The sequence below is a fragment of the Peribacillus sp. TH27 genome, from assembly GCF_016650915.1.
Lineage (GTDB): Bacteria > Bacillota > Bacilli > Bacillales > DSM-1321 > Peribacillus > Peribacillus butanolivorans.
Map to the genome: position 1 here is coordinate 5,638,024 of NZ_JAEKEV010000002.1, position 20,927 is coordinate 5,658,950.

The 20,927-nt window shown below is 35.9% G+C and carries 23 protein-coding genes and 1 pseudogene; 21 read left to right on the forward strand and 3 right to left on the reverse strand.

The features are described from left to right. Positions 1–20: 20 nt before the first annotated feature. From cls to JFU24_RS28530, 3 genes are all read left to right on the forward strand, one after another. Positions 21–1,526 carry a cardiolipin synthase gene (gene cls, locus JFU24_RS28520; RefSeq protein ID WP_201250819.1) on the forward strand — a complete coding sequence of 502 codons (1,506 nt, stop codon included), beginning with the start codon at positions 21–23 and terminating at the stop codon, positions 1,524–1,526. A gap of 74 nt (positions 1,527–1,600) precedes the next feature. Continuing rightward, positions 1,601–2,356 (forward strand): exodeoxyribonuclease III, encoded by a 756-nt coding sequence (locus JFU24_RS28525; RefSeq protein ID WP_201224241.1) that lies wholly within the window; start codon positions 1,601–1,603, stop codon positions 2,354–2,356. A 65-nt stretch (positions 2,357–2,421) separates the two neighbouring features. Next, positions 2,422–2,853 (forward strand): cytosolic protein, encoded by a 432-nt coding sequence (locus JFU24_RS28530; RefSeq protein ID WP_201250820.1) that lies wholly within the window; start codon positions 2,422–2,424, stop codon positions 2,851–2,853. 199 nt (positions 2,854–3,052) lie between these two features. Here JFU24_RS28530 and JFU24_RS28535 read toward each other — a convergent pair whose 3' ends face one another. Continuing rightward, entirely contained in the window at positions 3,053–3,574 is a 522-nt protein-coding gene (locus JFU24_RS28535) for a DUF2179 domain-containing protein (RefSeq protein WP_056527290.1), read from the reverse strand. 247 nt (positions 3,575–3,821) lie between these two features. Between JFU24_RS28535 and JFU24_RS28540 the strand changes: the two genes are divergently transcribed. The 7 genes from JFU24_RS28540 (at position 3,822) to JFU24_RS28570 (ending at position 7,851) form a co-directional block, all read left to right on the forward strand. Then, positions 3,822–4,166, forward strand: coding sequence for a n-acetylglutamate synthase (locus JFU24_RS28540; RefSeq protein ID WP_201224245.1), 345 nt, complete (start codon positions 3,822–3,824; stop codon positions 4,164–4,166). A 28-nt stretch (positions 4,167–4,194) separates the two neighbouring features. Further along, positions 4,195–4,764: a histidine phosphatase family protein gene (locus JFU24_RS28545; protein ID WP_201187876.1), complete on the forward strand. Its 570-nt coding sequence runs from the start codon at positions 4,195–4,197 to the stop codon at positions 4,762–4,764. Between the two features lie 93 nt (positions 4,765–4,857). Then, positions 4,858–5,526 (forward strand): NAD-dependent epimerase/dehydratase family protein, encoded by a 669-nt coding sequence (locus JFU24_RS28550; RefSeq protein WP_201185110.1) that lies wholly within the window; start codon positions 4,858–4,860, stop codon positions 5,524–5,526. Positions 5,527–5,683: 157 nt separating this feature from the next. Continuing rightward, positions 5,684–5,791: an NAD(P)-dependent oxidoreductase gene (locus JFU24_RS30910; protein WP_201250821.1), complete on the forward strand. Its 108-nt coding sequence runs from the start codon at positions 5,684–5,686 to the stop codon at positions 5,789–5,791. Positions 5,792–6,081: 290 nt separating this feature from the next. Continuing rightward, on the forward strand, positions 6,082–6,498 hold the full coding sequence (locus JFU24_RS28560) for a BlaI/MecI/CopY family transcriptional regulator (RefSeq protein ID WP_201185106.1): 417 nt from the start codon (positions 6,082–6,084) through the stop codon (positions 6,496–6,498). Beyond that, complete coding sequence (locus JFU24_RS28565; protein WP_201250822.1) at positions 6,498–7,352, forward strand: M56 family metallopeptidase; 855 nt, start codon at positions 6,498–6,500, stop codon at positions 7,350–7,352. Before JFU24_RS28560 ends, JFU24_RS28565 begins: the two co-directional genes overlap by 1 nt. A gap of 70 nt (positions 7,353–7,422) precedes the next feature. Then, positions 7,423–7,851, forward strand: a complete 429-nt coding sequence (locus tag JFU24_RS28570) for a DoxX family protein (protein WP_201185102.1) — start codon at positions 7,423–7,425, stop codon at positions 7,849–7,851. A 124-nt stretch (positions 7,852–7,975) separates the two neighbouring features. Here JFU24_RS28570 and JFU24_RS28575 read toward each other — a convergent pair. Next, a pseudogene (locus JFU24_RS28575) lies at positions 7,976–8,095 on the reverse strand (IS3 family transposase); the annotation flags it as partial. A gap of 171 nt (positions 8,096–8,266) precedes the next feature. Between JFU24_RS28575 and JFU24_RS28580 the strand changes: the two are divergent. From JFU24_RS28580 to JFU24_RS28615, 8 genes are all read left to right on the forward strand, one after another. Next, the gene (locus JFU24_RS28580; RefSeq protein WP_053346312.1) at positions 8,267–8,692 is read left to right on the forward strand and encodes a VOC family protein; all 426 of its coding nucleotides are present in this window, start codon (positions 8,267–8,269) and stop codon (positions 8,690–8,692) included. A gap of 889 nt (positions 8,693–9,581) precedes the next feature. Beyond that, positions 9,582–10,757 (forward strand): acyl-CoA dehydrogenase family protein, encoded by a 1,176-nt coding sequence (locus JFU24_RS28585; RefSeq protein ID WP_201224249.1) that lies wholly within the window; start codon positions 9,582–9,584, stop codon positions 10,755–10,757. Positions 10,758–10,966: 209 nt separating this feature from the next. Continuing rightward, positions 10,967–12,121 (forward strand): betaine/proline/choline family ABC transporter ATP-binding protein, encoded by a 1,155-nt coding sequence (locus JFU24_RS28590; protein ID WP_201185099.1) that lies wholly within the window; start codon positions 10,967–10,969, stop codon positions 12,119–12,121. 12 nt (positions 12,122–12,133) lie between these two features. After that, a complete protein-coding gene (locus JFU24_RS28595) occupies positions 12,134–12,787 on the forward strand; it encodes an ABC transporter permease (RefSeq protein WP_056527266.1) in 654 nt (217 codons plus the stop codon). Positions 12,788–12,798: 11 nt separating this feature from the next. Then, entirely contained in the window at positions 12,799–13,716 is a 918-nt protein-coding gene (locus JFU24_RS28600) for an osmoprotectant ABC transporter substrate-binding protein (protein ID WP_201185098.1), read from the forward strand. Positions 13,717–13,733: 17 nt separating this feature from the next. Next, positions 13,734–14,405 carry an ABC transporter permease gene (locus JFU24_RS28605; RefSeq protein ID WP_053346307.1) on the forward strand — a complete coding sequence of 224 codons (672 nt, stop codon included), beginning with the start codon at positions 13,734–13,736 and terminating at the stop codon, positions 14,403–14,405. Positions 14,406–14,537: 132 nt separating this feature from the next. Further along, a complete protein-coding gene (gene speD, locus JFU24_RS28610) occupies positions 14,538–15,374 on the forward strand; it encodes an adenosylmethionine decarboxylase (protein WP_201185097.1) in 837 nt (278 codons plus the stop codon). Positions 15,375–15,633: 259 nt separating this feature from the next. Continuing rightward, a complete protein-coding gene (locus JFU24_RS28615) occupies positions 15,634–16,992 on the forward strand; it encodes an IS1182 family transposase (RefSeq protein ID WP_201250823.1) in 1,359 nt (452 codons plus the stop codon). 149 nt (positions 16,993–17,141) lie between these two features. On the opposite strand, the gene JFU24_RS28620 is transcribed toward JFU24_RS28615, so the two are convergent. Further along, positions 17,142–18,167: a YeiH family protein gene (locus JFU24_RS28620; protein ID WP_201185096.1), complete on the reverse strand. Its 1,026-nt coding sequence runs from the start codon at positions 18,165–18,167 to the stop codon at positions 17,142–17,144. Positions 18,168–18,293: 126 nt separating this feature from the next. Between JFU24_RS28620 and JFU24_RS28625 the strand changes: the two genes are divergently transcribed. From JFU24_RS28625 to JFU24_RS28635, 3 genes are all read left to right on the forward strand, one after another. Further along, entirely contained in the window at positions 18,294–19,187 is an 894-nt protein-coding gene (locus tag JFU24_RS28625) for a selenium metabolism-associated LysR family transcriptional regulator (RefSeq protein WP_201185095.1), read from the forward strand. Between the two features lie 477 nt (positions 19,188–19,664). Then, positions 19,665–20,123, forward strand: a complete 459-nt coding sequence (locus tag JFU24_RS28630; protein ID WP_201224253.1) for a hypothetical protein — start codon at positions 19,665–19,667, stop codon at positions 20,121–20,123. Then, positions 20,101–20,583 (forward strand): hypothetical protein, encoded by a 483-nt coding sequence (locus JFU24_RS28635; RefSeq protein ID WP_201224254.1) that lies wholly within the window; start codon positions 20,101–20,103, stop codon positions 20,581–20,583. The genes JFU24_RS28630 and JFU24_RS28635 overlap by 23 nt, the downstream gene beginning before the upstream one ends. Positions 20,584–20,927 lie beyond the last annotated feature (344 nt).

The window sequence follows — 20,927 nt, forward strand, 5'->3', positions numbered from 1 at the left end:
CAGTGTAGGAGAATGAAAAAATGAGAAGAAGAAGAATGGAATTTGTATTTTTATTTATTTTACTCGTATCGGTTTATATGATCGTTTTTAGTCAGGTTAGCTTCAACACGAAGCTATTTTTTATTGGGTTATATGTTTTTGTTATGTTTATTACAATATACTCACTGATGCTAGAAAATAGATTTGCGCATGATACTCTTCTATGGATGTATGTGCTTTTATTTTTCCCTGTATTTGGCTATGTCTTTTACTTGTTTTCGGGCCAACTTTATTTAAAGGGGTATTTGTTCCAAAGTAAAAGAAAAAAAGACCGGGAAGAATGGAAAAGTCTTGTCACTCATGTATCTTCACCAGACCTTACGTTCTTGAACAATCATCAGAAGTCCTTTGCAGCTTTTGCCAAGAATGCTTCTGAGACGACTATAAGTACAGCTTCAAAAACGGAAGTGTTGAAAAATGGAAATGAAACGTTTTCAGAAATCATTAAACAGTTAAAGAAAGCGGAAAAATTCATTCATATTGAGTATTATATTTTCCGTTCAGACAGACTTGGAACAGAAATTATAGATATTCTAATTGAAAAGGCAAAAAAAGGTGTAGAAGTTTTATTTATTTTTGATCTCGCAGGTAGTTTAAGTCTTTCAAATAATGAAGTTAAGCGGATGAAAAAGGCAGGTGTTAAAGCATACCCATTTTCGCCGTTAAAGCACGGATTTTTCAATCAAAAGTTTAATTTTAGGAATCACCGAAAAATCATCATCATAGATGGGGAAATTGGTTTTGTGGGTGGTTTGAACATTGGTGAGGAGTATTTAGGAAGAAATAAAAACATTGGATTTTGGCGTGATACGCATATGGTCCTTGAAGGGGAAGCCGTTTACATGCTTCATACGGTATTCCTGTTAGATTGGGAATATGTAAGTGGAGAAGATGTTTTAGAAGAACGTCCGGAGATCAATACCAGAGTTGAAAAAGGAGATGGAGCGGTTCAGGTTGTTGCTAGTGGCCCTGATACACAGCAGGGAATCATGAGTGATTTTTACTATTCTCTGATAACTTGTGCAACAAAATCAATCTGGATTGCAAGTCCATACTTTGTACCGAATCAAGCGATCAAAGCAGCGATTAAGCATGCTGCCTTAAAAGGGATACAAGTCCGACTTATGGTTCCTGCGGTAAATGATGGTTTTTTAACCCAATATGGGAGTCGTTCTTATTTCGGTGAACTTCTTCAATTTGGTGTAGAAGTTTACTCGTACAAAAAGGGTTTCTTGCATCAAAAACTTATCATTGTGGATGGTGATATTGCTTCAATTGGAACGGCAAACATGGATATGAGGAGTTTCCATCTTAATTTCGAGGTGAATGTCTTCCTTATGGGTAGCAGTTCCATTAACGATCTAGTCACTCATTATCAAGAGGATATGAAGGATAGCGAAAAACTAGATCCATTAAGTTATAATAATCGAGGTTTGCTGGAACGTTCAAAAGAATCTTTTGCCCGGTTATTTTCCAATGTACTCTGATGGGCAAAAAATCAAATCAATAGTATAGTTGTGATAGAAAAGAAAAGTTTGCTATAAGGAGATTGTAAAAGAATATGAAATTGGTTTCTTGGAACGTAAATGGAATTCGAGCTTGTGTAAAAAAAGGATTTTTAGATTACTTTAAAGATGTGGACGCAGATATTTTTTGTCTTCAAGAAACTAAACTTCAAGAAGGGCAGATTTCACTTGAACTAGAGGGGTATCATCAATATTGGAATTATGCTTTGAAAAAAGGTTATTCAGGTACAGCCATCTTCACGAAGGAAAAACCGCTTTCAGTCAAATATGGTGTAGGGGAACGCGGTGAGGAACCGGAAGGCAGAATCATAACACTCGAGTATGAGAAATTTTATATGGTTAATGTTTATACGCCAAATGCTAAAAGAGATTTATCAAGACTTGATTACCGTCTTGAATGGGAAGATGAAATTCGTAATTATCTGAGAGAGCTAGACTTAGTAAAACCAGTTATTTATTGTGGCGATCTAAATGTAGCACATCAGGAAATAGACTTGAAAAACCCTAAACCAAATGTTGGGAATTCTGGTTTCACATTAGAAGAACGAGGTAAAATGACTGATTTACTTGATGCAGGGTTTGTTGATACGTTCCGCCATTTTTATCCTGACCAGGAAGGTGCTTATACCTGGTGGTCATATATGAGTAAGGTAAGGGAGAGGAATATCGGATGGAGAATCGATTATTTTATTGTTTCCCAACGTCTCGTGGATTCTTTAATAGAGGCCAATATTCATTGCGATATTATGGGCAGTGATCATTGTCCGGTTGTTTTGGAAACAGCTCTTTAACTCGGATAAATTCGGTAAAATGGGGATACTATGGGTTATCCATACTCAACAGGAGGTAAAACGTTATGAACACATTTATTGTGAGTTTCCATCAAGAAGATAATGTTGACAGCATGCAGGTACAAAAATTGACGACCGCAGAATTTGAAAAATCAGCATCACGTGGATTCCGCAGGTTATTTGAACTGGATACAAATATGGGATCTTTCGTCTTTTTTGATGCAGAGGATGATGAAGGAGATTTATCACATCTTGTTCTACAATATGAAGAAGATAGTCAGGATCCTGGTGATTGTTACTCGTTCTCCAAAAATGATTTTTATGAATTCATGGCCCTTTATTTACAAGGCATGGATGAAATGGAAGAGGAAGAGGAAGAGGAAGAGGAAGAGGAAGAGGAAGAGGAAGAGGAAGAGGATGAAGATTATGGACCAATTCATCATCTTGCACACTTGATGTTTCATGTAGTTGAAGAAGGAAAGTCCGTTAAACCGTAACCGATTTTAGATTATGGTCTGTGAGGTACTTGTGAGCTTGATCAACTATCAATTAACACCTAGGAAGATCGTGTTCTTCTCTATAAATCGTGTCATAAACAAATTCACGTCTTGTATTCAAATCGTGAGATAGCCAAAAAATTATATAACGTAAGGAAAAGCCCATCTTGAAAAAGATGGGCTTTTGCAGTCTTTTTATTCAGCTTGCTTTATTTTTCAACCGATCCAGTAAAAACCCACCTTTAAAATACCTTGGTTCATAAGAAATAATGAAGGCTTTTGGTTCAAACTTTTCAACTGTTGCAATTAATTCTTGCTCTCGGTTTCGTTTTGTTAAAATTTCCATCCGATAACGGTTGCTGTCCCTTCCTTCACCGGTATAAAGAGTGACACCGAATCCAATGTTTCTTAAAGTATCAATCAAATATTCATTTTTTGCTTGAGTATTAACGGTTACATTTATATAACCGATGGCGAGTTTTTGCTCAATTTTCGTTCCAAAAATAATCCCGATACCAAAACCAACTGCATATACAACCATGGCGATTATGCTTTGGTCACCGCCAAATACAAGAGATAAACCAAAAACGTATACTAACATTTCTGCAATGCCTAATATAGATGCCAGTACGGTTATATTTTTCACTAAAAATATAGTCCGTAGTGTATAAATTGGAACATAAATAAGTTGCAATAATAAAATGAGCAGAATTTCTTTCAATTGAGCACCTCACCAATTTTTTTATAATTTCTTTGATATTTCATATAGAATCGCCCGCCCATATGAAACATCTTCCATAATCTAATCATAAGACAATGGATGAATTCAATGGAAATATTATGTATTTATTCTCAGCATTTCTAATCATAGAAAATCCTATAATTTAATGTGTTTGAGAATTTCATAATACTCTTTTTTGCTTTAATTTGGTATCATTATCCTAAATAATTTATCTGGGGGATTGTCTATGCTTAATTATAACGGAAGAACATTTATAGCTAAAGATAATTCGGAAAATGGAGAAGTATCGGCAAATACATTCTTTTACTATTCACAAGAAGGAAATATTCTTACAGCAAGTTATGAAGGGGGAGAGATTATTAAAGGGACTTTAAAAGGTATTGTTAATATGGATGGGTCACTGGAATTTAGGTACAATCATATTAATGAAAAAGGTGAAATTAGAGGAGGTAGCTGTCTTTCCACGCCGGAAATGTTGCCTGATGGACGAGTCCGATTGCATGAAAAGTGGAAATGGTTAGATCTCGAGCAGAGTGAAGGTCATTCCATCATTGAAGAAGTGAAAAAATAAAGATTTTACATAGAGAGGTTTGGGGACAATTACTACTATTTGTCTAGTACGTCATGGTCAAACTGATTGGAATGCACTGGGAAAACTGCAGGGACAGACTGACATCCCACTAAATGAACAAGGAAAGATACAAGCACAGAAGTGTGGTGAATTTTTGTCTAAAGCAGATTGGGATGTAATTATTACAAGCCCTCTAAAAAGGGCTAAAGAAACTGCCGAAATCATTAGCTTCTATATTGATAGGCCAGTGATTGAAAAATTAGAATTCATAGAAAAGAACTTTGGCTCTGCTGAAGGAATGACAGCGCATGAAAGAGAGTCTGCATTCAGTGATAAAGTCTATCCTAATCAGGAGAGTCAGGAGTCTTTACGTGGTAGGCTGGTAAAAGGACTTCAAGAGATTCAGCAGGGGTATCCTGAGAAGAAAGTGATCCTTGTTGCACATGGCGCAGTGATTCATTTTATTTTACGATTGATGTCAAATGAGACAATCGTTTCAAAACAAATGAGGTTATTTAATGCTTGTTTAAGTACGATTAAATTTGAGATGGATTCCTGGATTATTGAGGATTTTAATCAAGTAAATCATCTATCCTAATACTCTATGATTTTCAAAAAGTTCTTTAGGAAGAAAAAATGAAATAAAAGTATAGTCTGCTATTTAGTAGCTTATAAAGGAAAGAAGGAAATCATGACTATAAAAACTGCATTGATTTTAGGTGCAACTGGAGTCGTTGGTACCCATTTAGTTAAAGAGTTAAGTAACAGCAATAATTATAAGGAAATCCACTTGCTAACTAGAAGGGAAATAGAATCTAAAGAACCTAATTGCGAAGTCCATATTGTGGAGTTTGATAATTTAGTCAGATATGCAGATTTATTCAATGTCACTGATGTTTTTATTTGTTTAGGTACAACTATTAAGAAAGCCAAATCGAAAGAAGCTTTTCGTAAAGTTGATTATGAATTTGTTATTGAAGCGGCGAAAATGGCGAAAGCCTCTAATGTTGAGAAATTTCTCGTCATAACAGCCATGGGAGCCAATTCCAAATCCAAGTTTTTCTACAGTCGTGTTAAAGGCGATGTGGAAGGAACACTACAACAACTAGAATTGAATTCTGTACATATATTTCGCCCGTCCTTACTTCTTGGTGAACGAAAGGAATTTAGGGCAGGTGAAAAGATTTCTGGTATGATTGGTTCTTTTGCTAAATTTCTCTTAGTTGGCCCTTTACGTCCATATCGTGCCATAGAAGCAAACAAAGTAGCTGCTGCAATGTATGGTGCGGCCCAAAAGCCGACACTAGGGTATCATTTCTATAATTCTGATGAAATAGAAAAACTTACAACAAGGAGTTAATCATTAATTAGTGAAACGAGCCTTCATTAGGCTCGTTTCTTTAAAATTCGAAGCAAAAACTGAGATTTAATGTGAAAACAAATTATTATGGAGATTCATTCTGCTTATCAGGAAAAAAGGATCCGGGTTTTGGATGTACCTGTTAGCAGGGGAACATTTGGAGCTGAAAGGAATTTTGACTGTAATAGCAGGTGGAGATCCAGAAGTACTGGAAAAAGCCAGGCCAGTGTTGGAGGTAATGAATGGCAAAATAATCATTTGGTAGGCCATATTGGTGCTAGAAAAGCTATTAAAGCAATTAATCAAATGTTGTCAGGTCATGAAAAATCATTTCGATGGTCGGCATCATGTAATTAACACGCTATTTCCAACCATACTTCAATCTTGTATGCATTACTCGACTCAATTAAGCTTAACAATTAATAATCCAAGAAGGGTTACAAATTCGATTGTGCCGCCCATAAAGATATTTGGATATACATCAGATCTAATCTTCCTGATGAAACTTGATTCTAACAAGAATTTCCACTACAATTCGTAGTGGGAGGGTAAAAGATGAATATTAAAAATTTTAAATATGATGAAGTTGGACTGAATCGTTTCTTTGGTCCCTTGGAAGCTAGTATCATGGAATATTTATGGGATAAAAATGAACAGAGTATTAAAGCGGTGCAGCAATCATTGGAGCTTGAAAAGCCTATCAACTTTAATACTGTAATGACAGTCATGAATCGTCTAGTCGAAAAAGGCATTCTTGAAAAGTGGTCTGAAGGAAGGCTTTCATTATTTCGCCCTGTGCAATCTAAAGCGGAGTTTTTAGAAGAGCAGTCAAAGAAACTGACTGAGAATTTGCTAGATGAATTTGGTGGTGCTGTCATTAGCCATATGCTTGATGCCATGAAAGACGCTGACCAAGCTTTAATTGAAAAATTGGAACAAAAAATTCAATCGTTAAAAAAGGATAAATTATAATGTGGAAGAAAAAGTCTTATTTTGTGATAAGCCTTAGTCTTTTAATTGCCGGTGTAGTATGGAGCCAAATGGGAGCGTTTTTGGTACACATCTTTTTTGGAGTAAATATTAAAGCCAACTTTTTTAAATTTTGCTTTAGTCTATTTAAAGAAGGTTCAGTATACTACTTTGTCGTCATCACACTGCTCATTATAGTAATATCCTATAGTATTTTGATCACACTATTCAAAATTGCAGAGCAATATCTCCTTTCCAGAAGGTTTAAACAAAAGCTTTTTAACTACAAAAACGTTGAAAAGACAAGGTCTATAAACGAAACATTCAAACGGGCCAACAAAGATATCTTAGTTGTGAATGCTGATCAACCTCTTGCGTTTACGCTTGGTTTCAGGCGCCCTTTCATTGTGTTTAGTACTGGTTTAATTCAATTATTGGACTTTGATGAGCTAGAAGCAGTAGTAGAGCATGAAGCCTTTCACCAAAAAAAATATGATCCATTAGTAATCTTTATTTTACAGTTGATCTCACAGGCGTTATGGTTTGTCCCACTGACAAAATGGTGTTATGAAAATTACAAAATAATTAGTGAACTATTAGCCGATGAATATGCGATTAATAAAATGGGGACTGAATTAGGCATAAGCGCTGCTTTGTTGAAGTTAATTAAACATTCTTGCTCTGATAAATCCTCTCCCGTCCTTGTCCACTTCTCGAATGAATCAGTTAACTATAGACTTCAGGAATTAGTTGATCCTAAAAGTAGAATTCCTTTAAAGGCTGATACTACCACGATTTTTGTTTCTATATATGTTTTGATTATACTATTGGGAATGACTATAGTGATTGTCGGATGACTTTCACTTGATTTTTTTATATCATTACACTACACTTTGTAGTGTGAAATATAATAAAAGGAGATGTGTCATGAAAAAACAAGAAATCGGTACCTTTTTATTAAGAGTAATGTTGGGACTTACATTTTTGATGCATGGTTTGTCAAAATTCCAAAGTGGATTGGATAACATTTCTGGATGGTTTCAAAGTATAGGCATTCCGGGATTTATGGCCTATGTAGTTGGTACAATTGAATTGGTTGGAGGAATTGCTTTAATTTTAGGTCTTGGAACAAGAATAATTTCTGCCCTCCTTATATTCATTATGGCTGGTGCAATTGTTTATGTGAAATTTCCAGCAGGCTTTATGGGGAATGGAGAAGGTGCAGGATTCGAATTAGACCTCATTCTTATGATTATTGCACTTCACCTAGTATTAAATGGAAGCCGATTCCTATCGATAGATTCTAAGTTACCAAACCATAAAAAAGGACAAGATTCAGAAATAATAGCGAGTTAATAAGGATATACAATATCAAAGTGTTAAGTTTTATGCTCACCAAATTGAAACGCTAGACTAAAGTCAAAAAAAGAGCTTATCAAATAAAGAGAACCCAAGAAATTAGACAATTTTTTTTAGTTAGTTAGGCAGCTTTGAGGGCATGAACCGAGTAATCTACTGGGCTCATGCCTTTTAATTTCACCTTGATGCGTTGGTGATTGTAGTAATGGATATAATCTTCTAGTTCTTGTTTGAAATGCTCAAAAATTGTTAGTCTTCAAGTAATATATATTGACGAACATACGTTCTTTATTATAAAATACAATCATGGGTAATAATGGTATAGTAGTTATTATCACTGACAAGTTCAAAAGGAAGCTTGGAAGTTACTCAAGATTTGTAAAGAAATTAGAACCAAAGGAGCTATTTAATTATGACAATGCGATTATCTCCCTATTTAATGATGAACGGAAATGCGAAGGAAGCGATCCAATTTTACGAAAAAGCATTGGGTGCAAAAGTCCTTTTTAATCAAACTTTTGGAGAAATGCCAGAAAACCCGGAATTTCCTATACCGGAAGAAGCAAAGGAACTTGTGTCACACGCAATGTTAAAGGTTGGAGAAACGGACCTCATGTTTTCAGATATGTTTCCAGGTCAAACTAGTCAAACTGGAGATCAGGTTACGATCTGTATTTCAACTAACGATATCGAAAAATCAAAACAAATTTTTGAATACTTGTCGCAAGATGGACAAGTAAAAATGCCGCTGCAGGAAGCTTTTTTTAGCCCTGCTTATGGGATTGTATCGGACAAATTCGGTGTAACTTTTCAAATTTACACAGAGGGTCAACAATAATTTTTTTCTAGTATAAAAAATAGCCCCATGTATGAAGCCCAAAGCGACTGATTTGGTGACTTTTCCGTTCCAACATATAATCAATAGTTGAGCTTGTATAAATCCAAATTGGAACATCATATTGAAAATTCGCACGAAATAGCGGTTATTTTGAATGAGATCAATAAGAAACAATCAAGGCGAAAAAAATTTATTTAATGATTGAATATGATTGGGCAAAAGATTATAACTGAATTTTCCACTAATAGGGAAATGATTGGTTAAAAACGTTTCCAAGGTAACCAACTTAAGGCGCAATGGTGAAGAATAATTAAATCTCAATTTCTCATTTATATCACTGAGAGATTGGGATTTTTTTTATTCTGGAATATTCTTAACGTTGTAACTCTGCGTTTTGCTTGAGGTACTCCTTATGGAATGATAGGTGCGATTCTTCATTAAGAAGGATCGCCTTTTCTTATGCCTAAAGTAATCATATCATGTATCAGAGGAAGAGAAGACCACGTTTGTGCAATATGTAGGCATTCGGAAAGTGAGGAATTATTAAATCCCAAAATACCCTATATTACAAAAATAACCTCGGCAGAATACAAGATTAACCCATATTTAATCAGTTAAGTATCAATCATCATTTTCTTAAATCATGTAGCTTTTCAAATAATATAATCAAAAATGAATTTAAAATGGTGAAAAATAGATTTTTAAAAGGGAATTCAATACTTTTGTTGAACATGAATATTATGGGCCATTTTGACAGTTTGATGATTTTTATTATTGTAACCGTTTACATCTATATATTTAGCCTATTTATCTTGATTATGGTTGTGGATTACAAGATATTTCACATTGATGTATCTCAACAAAATCATTAGCGAATGGAGGTTAACCCATGGTTAACACGATGGCGTTCAATAAGAATGATTCACGTTCCTTCCTCACAGAAGAACACTTATTATTTAAACAATCAATTCGTGAATTTCTCGACAAGGAAGCTATCCCCTTTTATGATAAGTGGGAAAAAGAGGGGGAAGTACCTCGCTCATTTTGGAAAAAGATTGGGGATAACGGATTTTTATGTCCATGGCTTGATGTGGAATTCGGTGGGGTAGGAGCAGATTTTGGATATTCAGTTGTTCTGGCAGAGGAATTGGAAATGGTTGGATCAGCCTTAGTAGGCATTTCAATTCATTCTGATGTTGTAGCCCCGTATATTGCTTCATTCGGAACAATAGATCAAAAACAAAAGTATTTACCCAAGTTCAGTTCAGGAGAAATGATTTCTGCTTTTGCAATGACAGAGCCAGGAATGGATTCAGAATTAGCGAATATCCAAACCACAGCCATCAAGAAAGAAGGGTATTATATTGTCAATGGAGCCAAAACGTTTATCACAAATGGCTTTAAAGCTGACTTATTGATTGTAGCATGTAAAACTGATCTTGATGCTAATCCTTCCAATGATGGAATCAGTTTGTTGCTTATTGATAAAGATACGCCAGGGCTTACACGAGGCAGAAAGCTTGAAAAAGCAGGCCAGAATAGCTCAGAAACAGCCGAACTATTTTTCGATGATGCTTCAGTTCCTGCTGGGAACATCCTTGGGGAGGAAGGGAAGGGCCTATCATATATAATGCAAAAACTGCAGCAGGAAAGACTTATGTGTGCGATTGGGTCTTTAATGGCAGCTAAGGACATGCTCCACTTAACGATGAATTTTATAAAAGAACGAAAAGCATTTGGTAATAAAATAAGTAAATTTAATAAGGCACAGTTTACCATTGCTGAAATAGCGACCGATATTCAGCTGGGTAGAACGTTTGTTGATGGTTTGATCTGTAAACATATGAATGGGGAGAATATCATAACTGAAGTATCGATGGCTAAATATTGGATTACGGAGATGTCAAAGCGAATATCTGAAAAGTGCATGCAGTTACATGATGGATACGGAAATATGGGTGATTATAAAATTGCCCGGCGTCATCGAGACATTCGTTTGACAACATTCTATACAGGGTCAGATGAAATAGTGAAAACCCTCATCGCTAAAAATATCGGGTTTTAATTCAATGTTAAAAACTTAAATCTATTAACTACCTTTATTAAAATGAGGTAGTTTTTTTCATTCCATTTCTTTAATGTAATTACATTGAACTAGTTTATTTTAATAAAAGGTTTAATATTTTTTCGTATGGGTATAAGAGACTGTGCATATGAAAAGTGAAATGAATTTGTAAAATTTGTAATTGTATGCGAATGATGGAGGTGCTTGTCGTGTTAAAAATTGAAAATGTATCGAAAGTCTATAAGGGAGGGAAGAAAGCTGTAAAGAATATAACACTTGATATAAAAAAAGGGGAGTTCATCTGTTTCATTGGTCCGAGTGGCTGTGGGAAAACAACGACAATGAAAATGATTAATCGCCTGATTGAACCGTCCGAAGGTAAGATACTCATAAATGGAGAAAATATAATGGAAAAGGATCCGGTTAAGCTTAGAAGACAGATCGGGTATGTAATTCAACAAATTGGTCTTTTCCCTCATATGACGATTCTTGAAAATATCACCCTCGTTCCAAAACTACTTAAATGGAGTGATCAAGAGAAAAAAGAACGTGCGCTAGAATTGCTGCAGCTCGTTGATATGGGTCCCGAATATTTAGAACGGTATCCCTACGAACTGAGCGGCGGTCAGCAACAGCGAATTGGCGTTCTCAGGGCTCTAGCTTCTAATCCACCACTCATATTAATGGATGAACCTTTTGGTGCTCTAGATCCGATCACCCGCGATGCTCTTCAGGAGGAATTTAAAAATCTGCAGCGCACACTTAATAAGACAATTGTTTTTGTTACCCATGATATGGATGAAGCGATTAAACTTGCTGATCGTATTGTGATTTTAAAGGCTGGGGAAATTGTTCAAGTGGGAACCCCGGATGAAATTCTCAGAAATCCAGCCAATGAATTTGTTGAAGAATTTATCGGTAAAGAACGATTGCTTCAAACAAGACCGAACGTACAATTGGTCGAACAAATCATGAGTCGTAATCCCATTTCAATTACTGAGGAAAAGTCTCTTACTAACGCTATCACTATTATGAGAGAAAAACGAGTTGATTCTCTGCTCGTGGTAGATGAAGAGAATGTATTAAAAGGATTTGTAGATGTTGAAACGATTAGTGAATATCGTAAAAAAGCTACATTTATTAGTGAAGTAATCAATACTGAAGTCTATTCTGTGAAACAAGACTCATTAATCCGTGATTCAGTTCAGAAGATTTTAAAACGCGGATTTAAATATGTGCCGGTCGTTGACCAAAATAAACATTTGGTCGGAATTGTTACTAGAGCTACACTGGTTGACATCGTGTACGACAGCATCTGGGGGGAAGAAGATAATCTAGTGGCTGAAATGGCTGAGATGTTTTAGGAGGTGAATGAGATGGAAACATTGCTCGATTTTTTACAAACGAATTGGCTAGAGTTGCTTTACAAGGCGTGGGAGCATTTATATATATCTATGATTGCTGTATTCCTTGGAATACTAGTTGCTGTACCGCTTGGCATTTTGTTGACCCGTATGAAAAAAAGCGCATCTATAATTATTGGAATTGCAAACATCATGCAGACGTTGCCAAGCTTGGCAGTACTAGCATTTTTCATTCCATTCCTCGGTGTTGGGAAGACACCTGCTATTATTGCGTTATTTTTCTATTCTGTTTTACCTATTCTCAGGAATACGTATACAGGCATTAAAGGTGTAAATAAAAATTTACTTGAATCTGGTAGAGGCATCGGGATGACGAGTTGGGAGAGAATTCGTCTAGTTGAATTTCCACTTGCACTTTCCGTCATTATGGCTGGGATTCGCACTGCCTCCGTTTATTTAATTGGCTGGGCAACATTGGCTTCCTTTATTGGAGGCGGAGGACTTGGGGATTACATATTTATTGGTTTGAATTTATACCAAACAGAATATATCATCGCAGGTGCAGTACCGGTAATCATCATGGCTATCCTGGTGGATTATGTTTTCTCGATCATTGAACGAAAAGTCGTACCAAAAGGATTAAAAGGTATGAAGGAAGTTGCTTGAGGAGGAATACCATGTATAAAAAAATAAGAAAAATAAGTTTTACTACCCTTTTATTGTTTTCATTATTCATCAGCGGCTGCTCGTTGCCTGGGTTGGGGTCATCTTCTGAAAAAACGGTTAAAATTGGTGCGCAGAGTATGACCGAATCCGAAATCTTGGCAAACATGATAGCACAACTACTTGAACGAAATACAGACCTTGATACGAAGATTATTAAGAATTTAGGTTCGAATTTCGTACAGCAACAAGCAATGGAGAGTGGGGATATTGATGTAGCCGCAACTCGTTATACGGGGACGGATTTAACGAGTGTTTTAGCTCAGGATATTGAAAAAGATCCAGTAAAGGCAATGGAAATTGTTCAAAAGGAATTTAAAAAACAATATGGATTCAAATTTTACGATTCTTATGGATTTGATAATACTTATGCATTTACGATATCAAATGAATTGGCAGAGGAAAAAGGCTATAAAAAAATATCCGATTTGGAAAAAGATGCAGGGAATTTGAGATTAGGTGTCGATAGTGCTTGGCTGAAAAGAAAAGGGGACGGCTATAAGGAATTCGTAGACACCTATGGATTAGAATTCGGAGAAACCTATCCGATGCAAATTGGACTAGTTTACGACGCTGTCAAAAATGGTCAGATGGACATTGTCCTCGCATACTCTTCAGATGGACGGATTAAGGTGAATAATTTGCAGCTTTTAGAAGATGACAAACAATATTTCCCTCCTTATGATTGTTCACCCGTTGTCACGAAAGATGCGTTAGAACGATATCCGGAAATAGAAAATCAACTAACTAAGTTAATTGGAGAAATCACAACCGAAACGATGCAGGAACTGAACTATGAAGTTGATGGAAACTTGAAAGAACCATCGATTGTAGCAACGGAGTTCCTTGAAGCACATAATTATTTTGAATAAATGGGAGGTGCAATCTAATGGAAACCTTGGAACAACTGGGAACGTATTACTCCCAGAATTGGATGTACGTACTTACTGAATTTTATCGCCACTTTTTAATGTCTGCTTACGGAGTTCTATTTGCCGCAATCATTGCTATCCCGCTAGGTATATTCATCGCAAAGCATAAAAAGTTGAGTAATTGGGTGTTTTCGATAACTAATGTCATACAAACCACACCAGCCTTAGCAATGCTTGCTCTCCTTATGTTAGTAATGGGACTGGGGACAAACACAGTTATTTTGTCATTGTTTTTATATTCTTTACTACCAATCCTAAGAAATACGTATGTAGGAATTACAAACATTGATCATGCCTATTTAGAATCGGGTAAGGCTATGGGGATGACGAAGTTCCAATTACTAGGAATGGTCGAACTGCCATTATCCCTGTCTGTCATCATGGCTGGTCTACGAACGGCACTTGTCGTTGCGATTGGTGTAACTGCAGTCGGCACATTCGTCGGTGCAGGTGGACTGGGTGATATCATTGTCAGGGGAACCAATGCTTCGAATGGTACCGCAATTATTCTCGCAGGAGCTATACCAACAGCATTAATGGCTATTCTGGCTGACATTTTATTAGGGTGGTTAGAACGTGCACTTTCACCAATTAAAAGAAAGAAATTAATACAATCCGAAGCAAAATAGGGAAAAAGAGCAGTTGCAACTGCTCTTTTTTTATTAAGGTTATTAGCCATAAATTCTTCCCTTTAGTTTTTTATTTCTAATAAAGGGTAACTATAAGAACAGTTGTAAAAAAATAAGGGGAATCGATCAAACATGAAACTTACACCAGAACAACGAATTGAACTCCATGGTTTTAATAATCTTACGAAATCATTAAGTTTTAATATGTATGATATTTGTTTTACAAAAACAAAGAAAGAACGCGAAGCCTACCTAGAATATATCGATGAGCAGTATAATGCAGAAAGGCTTTCGAAGATTTTGCAAAACGTATCGGATTTAATTGGAGCACACGTTTTGAATACGGCAAAACAGGACTATATTCCACAGGGTGCAAGTGTAACGATGCTTGTTTCCGAAGGACCTGTCGTCGAAGTTCCGACTGGTACCTATGAGGAATCCCCTGGCCCATTACCCAATAATGTTGTCATGCAACTGGATAAAAGCCACATTACTGTTCATACATACCCTGAGTTTCATCCAAATGAAGGCATTAGTACATTCAGGGCTGATATCGATGTATCTACTTGTGGAGAAATCTCTCCACTAAAAGCACTTAATTATCTTATACATTCCTTTGATACTGACATAATTACTATTGATTACCGTGTCCGAGGATTTACACGGGATAAAAATGGACGGAAATTATTCATTGATCATGATATAAATTCCATTCAAAATTACATCCCTGATGAAGTAAAGAGTTTATATGATATGATAGACGTCAATGTGTATCAGGAAAATATATTTCATACGAAATGTAAGTTGAAAAGATTCGATATAAATAATTATTTATTCGGCTTCACAGAAGAAAAATTAAATTCAGAGGAACGACAGGAAATTATAGAAAGACTACAAACAGAGATGGATGAAATTTTTTATGGAGCTAACGTTCCGCATCTATTAAAGAAAAACAAGCATTCCAATTAAGGAATGCTTGTCTACAGTTTTTTTGAGGGGTTGTAAAAATTCGACGTTGATTTCCACTCCAGGCACTCGCTTTCCGCGGGCGGTCAGGGAGCCTCCTCGGCGCCTTTGCGCCTGTGGGGTCTCCCTTGGACACGCATTTCCCGCAGGAGTCTCGCACCTTCCGTTCCAATCAACTTTGTTTTAACAATTAGATATAACCACTTTTGCCTACAGTCCTTTTTGTTTTAATATAGAAGTATTAAAACTTGAGGTGATGACGATGCTTTCGAAACATAATTCTATTCAGCGAGATCAACTTGAAATGATTACTTTGGATCAACTGGTGCCAGCGAACTATTTGGTTCGTAAAATTGAGGGGGACATTGACTTCACTTTCATTTATGACTTGGTGAAAGATATGTATTCAGAGATAGGGCGCCCAAGTATTGATCCAGTTATTTTAGTTAAATTGACATTCATTCAATATACCTTCGGTATTCGTTCGATGCGTAAAACGATTGAAGAAGTTGAAACGAATATGGCTTACCGTTGGTTTTTAGGTTACGGTTTCCATGATAAAGTACCTCACTTCTCAACGTTCGGGAAAAATTATGAGCGTCGCTTTAAAGATACAGACCTGTTTGAACGGATTTTTTATCGTATCTTAATGACAGCTTCAGAAAGAAAGTTAATAAGTGCAGAGCACGTATTCGTTGATTCAACACATGTGAAAGCCAGTGCGAATAAGCGAAAATTCGAAAAGAAAATCGTTCGTAAGGAAACACGAGCATATCAAGGACGCCTTCAAGAAGAAATAAATCAAGATCGTGAAAACAATGGAAAGAAGCCTTTTCCACCGGATAAATTTGATAAAGAAGAAACCAAAGAAATTAAAGAAAGTACAACTGACCCTGAGAGTGGCTACTATGTAAAAGATGAACGAACAAAACAGTTTGCCTATTCATTTCATGCGGCTGCGGACCGCAACGGTTTTGTGCTGGGGACGATTGTAACACCGGGAAATACGCATGATAGTCATATCTTAGAGCCTCTTGTTGAACAAGTGATTGAGAAAGTTGGAAAACCTGAAGCTGTTGCCGCAGATGCGACTTACAAAACACCAGCCATTACAAGCTACCTTTTTGGGAAAGAAATCACACCAGCTTTACCCTATACACGTCCACGAACAAAAGAAGGGTTCTTTCGCAAGCATGACTATGTTTACGATGAACATTTTGATTGTTATCTCTGCCCATCGGGCGAGATTTTAAAGTACTCAACAACAAATAAAGAGGGCTATCGCGAGTACAAATCACCCAAACACACTTGTGCGACATGCTCATTTTTATCACAGTGTACAGTAAGCAAAGACCATCAAAAAGTGGTGACACGCCATATCTGGCAAAATTATATGGAAGAAGCAGATCATCTGCGTCATCACAAGGATGTAAAACCTATATATGCGAAACGTAAAGAAACAATAGAGCGTGTATTCGCAGATGCAAAAGAAAAGCATGGTATGCGTTGGACTACTTTAAGGGGACTTAAAAAATTGTCGATGCAGGCGATGCTTACTTTCGCTGCCATGAATTTAAAGAAGATAGCCAATTGGACATGGCAAGGTCCAAGAATGGCTTAATAAAGTGGGCTCGTAGAGGCCCAATCTCTTAATCTTGAGCAAAATTCAAAGGGGATTTCAAAAGGGGTCCGGAATTAAAACATTCCGAACCCCTTTTGTCTACAAACTGAAACAAGCATTCCAATTAAGGAATGCTTGTTTTGTGAATATTAATTTAATTGTAATACGCGGACCAATACATAACCAAGAATTGATAATAAGATTGAACCGAATAGACCAGCAACAAATGGTTTTCCACCATATTTCTTGAATATTACAAGATCTATATTTAATCCGAGTCCCGCCATAGACATTGCCATGAGGATATAAGAAAGTGAAACAATGTATTCAGCAATAGCTTCTGGTACTACTCCTGTAGAATAAAGTGCACTAGTTGCTAAAAACCCTAAAATAAACCAAGGAATCTGGATAGATTTCCATGAAAATTTCTTCCCAGGATTAGCTGTTCTCTCTTTCAAATTCATTATGAATCCAATAAAAATTGCAACAGGAATGAGTAAGGCAACCCTTGTTAACTTGACCATGACTGCCATATCTACTGCCTCATTTCCACCTGGTGCTGAAGCGGCAATTACATGAGCAATTTCATGCAGTGTAGCTCCCGAGAAAATTCCGTATCCCTGATCTGATAAACCTAGGAATGGGTAAAGAATGGTGTAACCAAATGTAAAGGTTGTTCCCAATACCGCAACCGTTGCCACGGCAATCGCTGTATCTTTTTCTTTTGCTTTAATTTGTGTGGAAATCGCAAGGACAGCCGCAGCTCCACAAATTCCTGTTCCACAGGCTGTCAAAATACCCAGCTTTTTTTCGACCTTAAAAAGACGGGTCAATCCATAAACTATTAATATAGCAAATACAAGACTAATAGCTCCGACAGCAAAAGTTTTTGGTCCAGCATTAAAAATATCCTTTAAGTTCAAACGCATCCCTAACAAAATGATACCAAATCGCAAAAGAACCTTACTAGAATAATTGGTCCCTGCAACCACATAATCAGGCAAGCCGACTATGGATTTCCAAAACACCCCTATTAATATCGCTATGACGAGCTGCCCCATTATATGAAGGAAGGGGAGCTCTGCCAAGAATTTTGCTGCAATAGCAATTAGTAGGGTTAAAACTATCCCTTTAATAAAGCCAAGCTTTATTGTTTCTCTTGCTGTTTTTCCCAAGTTGAACACTCCATCTTTATTGTTTCCTTTACTTTAAGGGTAAATTAAAAATAAGTGAAATATATATTTGCTATTGTAATAATCACTTTTACTTATGGTAAAATAAATTATAAAGAGGAGGTAACTATGGATCCTTTAAAGGTTTTTGTAACCGTAATCGAACAGAAAAATTTCTCAAGAGCAGGTGATATTCTTAATCTGTCACAGCCGGGAGTTAGCCTTCATATAAGGAATCTGGAAAATGAATTGGGGACGAAACTGATTTACCGTTCCCCGAAACAGGTTCAAATAACAGAGCCTGGAAAAATCTTATATAGGCATGCAAAGCAAATGCTGAATCACTATGAGACAGCAATAAGAGAAATTAATGATTTTAATAACGTGGTAAGTGGGACTCTAAAAATTGGGGCTAGTTTTACAATAGGAGAATATTATCTTCCGAAAGTTTTGGCGGAATATTCTGTCCTATATCCTCTAGTTGATATTCAAATTATTATTTCAAATTCTAATGAAGTTATTCAAGGCGTACGTTCTAACCAGATTGATATAGGTCTGATTGAAGGGGAAACGGATTATAAAGATATTGATGTTAACTCATTCATGAATGATGAAATGATTGTCGTCGTTCCGCCTGATCATCCACTTTCACAAATGGAAATCATAGATGGTGCCATGCTTCAGGATCAAACATGGGTACTTAGGGAGCAAGGGTCGGGAACTCGTACGTATTCAGATAAACTTATAAACAAACTAGATCTAAACATAAAACGAAGCTTTATTTTTACCAGTATTCAAGGAGTGAAAGAAGCAGTTATGGCTGGTCTTGGCATTGCACTGTTATCCCGATTAACCGTGCAAAAAGAACTGAAAACCGGTGAATTGAAGACCTTTCATTTGAAAAATGAAGCCTTTATTAGACCTTTTTCAGTGGTGAAAAAGAAAGATTTCGAAGCATCAAAAGCATTGGAGATGTTTTTAAATAAAGTGAGAGAATTTGCGATAAAAGGACAACTAAAATGATACGGAATTCTATGTATAAAAGCTGACCTCCTCATTTACACGATTGAGGAGCCTGGCATTTTTGATTTAATCGAAAGCGCTTTCGAATTATTCCTTTTTTTTAAGAACCCGTAATAGCCTTAATTTCAAGTATAAGGGAAGTTCACGAATTTCGGGGTGCAATCGTCGTGACACTAGGTACATAGATCCTGTTACATTTAGGACATATGATAATACCCACGTCATAATGTTGGTGTGGATAAAACTAGAAAGTGAAACTTCATAGATGACACTAGAAATGGCTGTAAATATCAAGCCAAACGGGAAGGTATCTGTTTCGGAATGGATGAAAAAAGGAAATCAGTTACCCTCAACCAACATTTACGTATGTTCGCTTGATTACAAACATATTATTAAATAGGAAAAGACTAGGATGCTTTTTTTGTCCCTTTATTGACTTTTTCTATTTTATATTAATTTGTAAAAGGAGCGTCCACATTGGCTATAGAGGAGCAGAAAAATAAGCGAATTTCTGTTTTCGACAGAATTATAGGATTCATGCCAAAATTATATGTGATTGGGACTATTTTGATTTTTGTTTATACACTGGTTGCGATGGCCCTATTAGGAATCCAAACGTGGAAGGAGCCTGATAAAGTCGTCAATCCCGTAAATACACAGAATCCAGCTATTTCTGAAGGCTTTGAACATACATTGATAACGTTAATCATAGAACCGATTGTAACATCTGAGTTTTATCAAATAATCTTCAACACATTATTTCTTTACCTAGTGTGGATACTACTTTTTCTATTAGCACCGATTGCTTTTTACCGGCTAAAACACTTTAAGTTTTTTAATATAGAAATTGAGATTGAAAAACAAGATGCAGCTGTTTTTGAGGTGTTTAGCGTGAGCAGTTCAAAAATGAAATTTGCAAGCATATTTAACATCTGAGGAATTTCAGCTGGAGATATCAGAGGAGATTGCAAATAGCAAGGATTTTAAAGCTCCCTTAATTTATACATTGGATAGTACTATCGAGTTTTATTCCAATCAATTAGGACTTGACTTTACTTATGAAATTTATAACTTAAATCAATTCAAAAAAGCTAAGCTACCTAAATCCATCAAATCGATGCTTGATAAGTCCATCCAAACTGGTGATCCATGTATAACGAATAAAAGCAACAGTGACAGTGAATATTATAAGAATTTTCTCTTGCATTATTATGAAAACCTAGACGGCAAATTTGTCACGGTTTTAAGCAGTTATCAAACGGAATTCGATACCTTCGATAAATCACTAATAAAAATTCTACACAATGTCATATACGATTATTATCTACAATATAACTATATATATGATGTAACGTTGACGATGGTGAAGAATGAAGAAATTTCATACAATAAATAAAAACCACCCTACAAGTGGTTATTTTTTTTGTAAGGTGATTGTTAATTATATTTTGAACGATTACATTATTACCAATAAGCTCAGAAGATTTCTTTACGTGTTGCTCTCTAAAATCCATGTTTTTTATTTTCTTAGACTTTTTCCCTTTTTTAAAATTATTGAAGGCGTTTAGAAAGGCTATTTGGATCACTCCCCTTATAGATTAGTATATTCATATTATTGATAAAGTTTCTAATAAAAAAGTCTCGTTAGAAAAAAATTTTTAAAGGTTTTGTATATAAATACGAGCCTTTAATAAGGTTAATTTCAATATAATATTTTTATAGAGTAAGTCAAGACGAAGT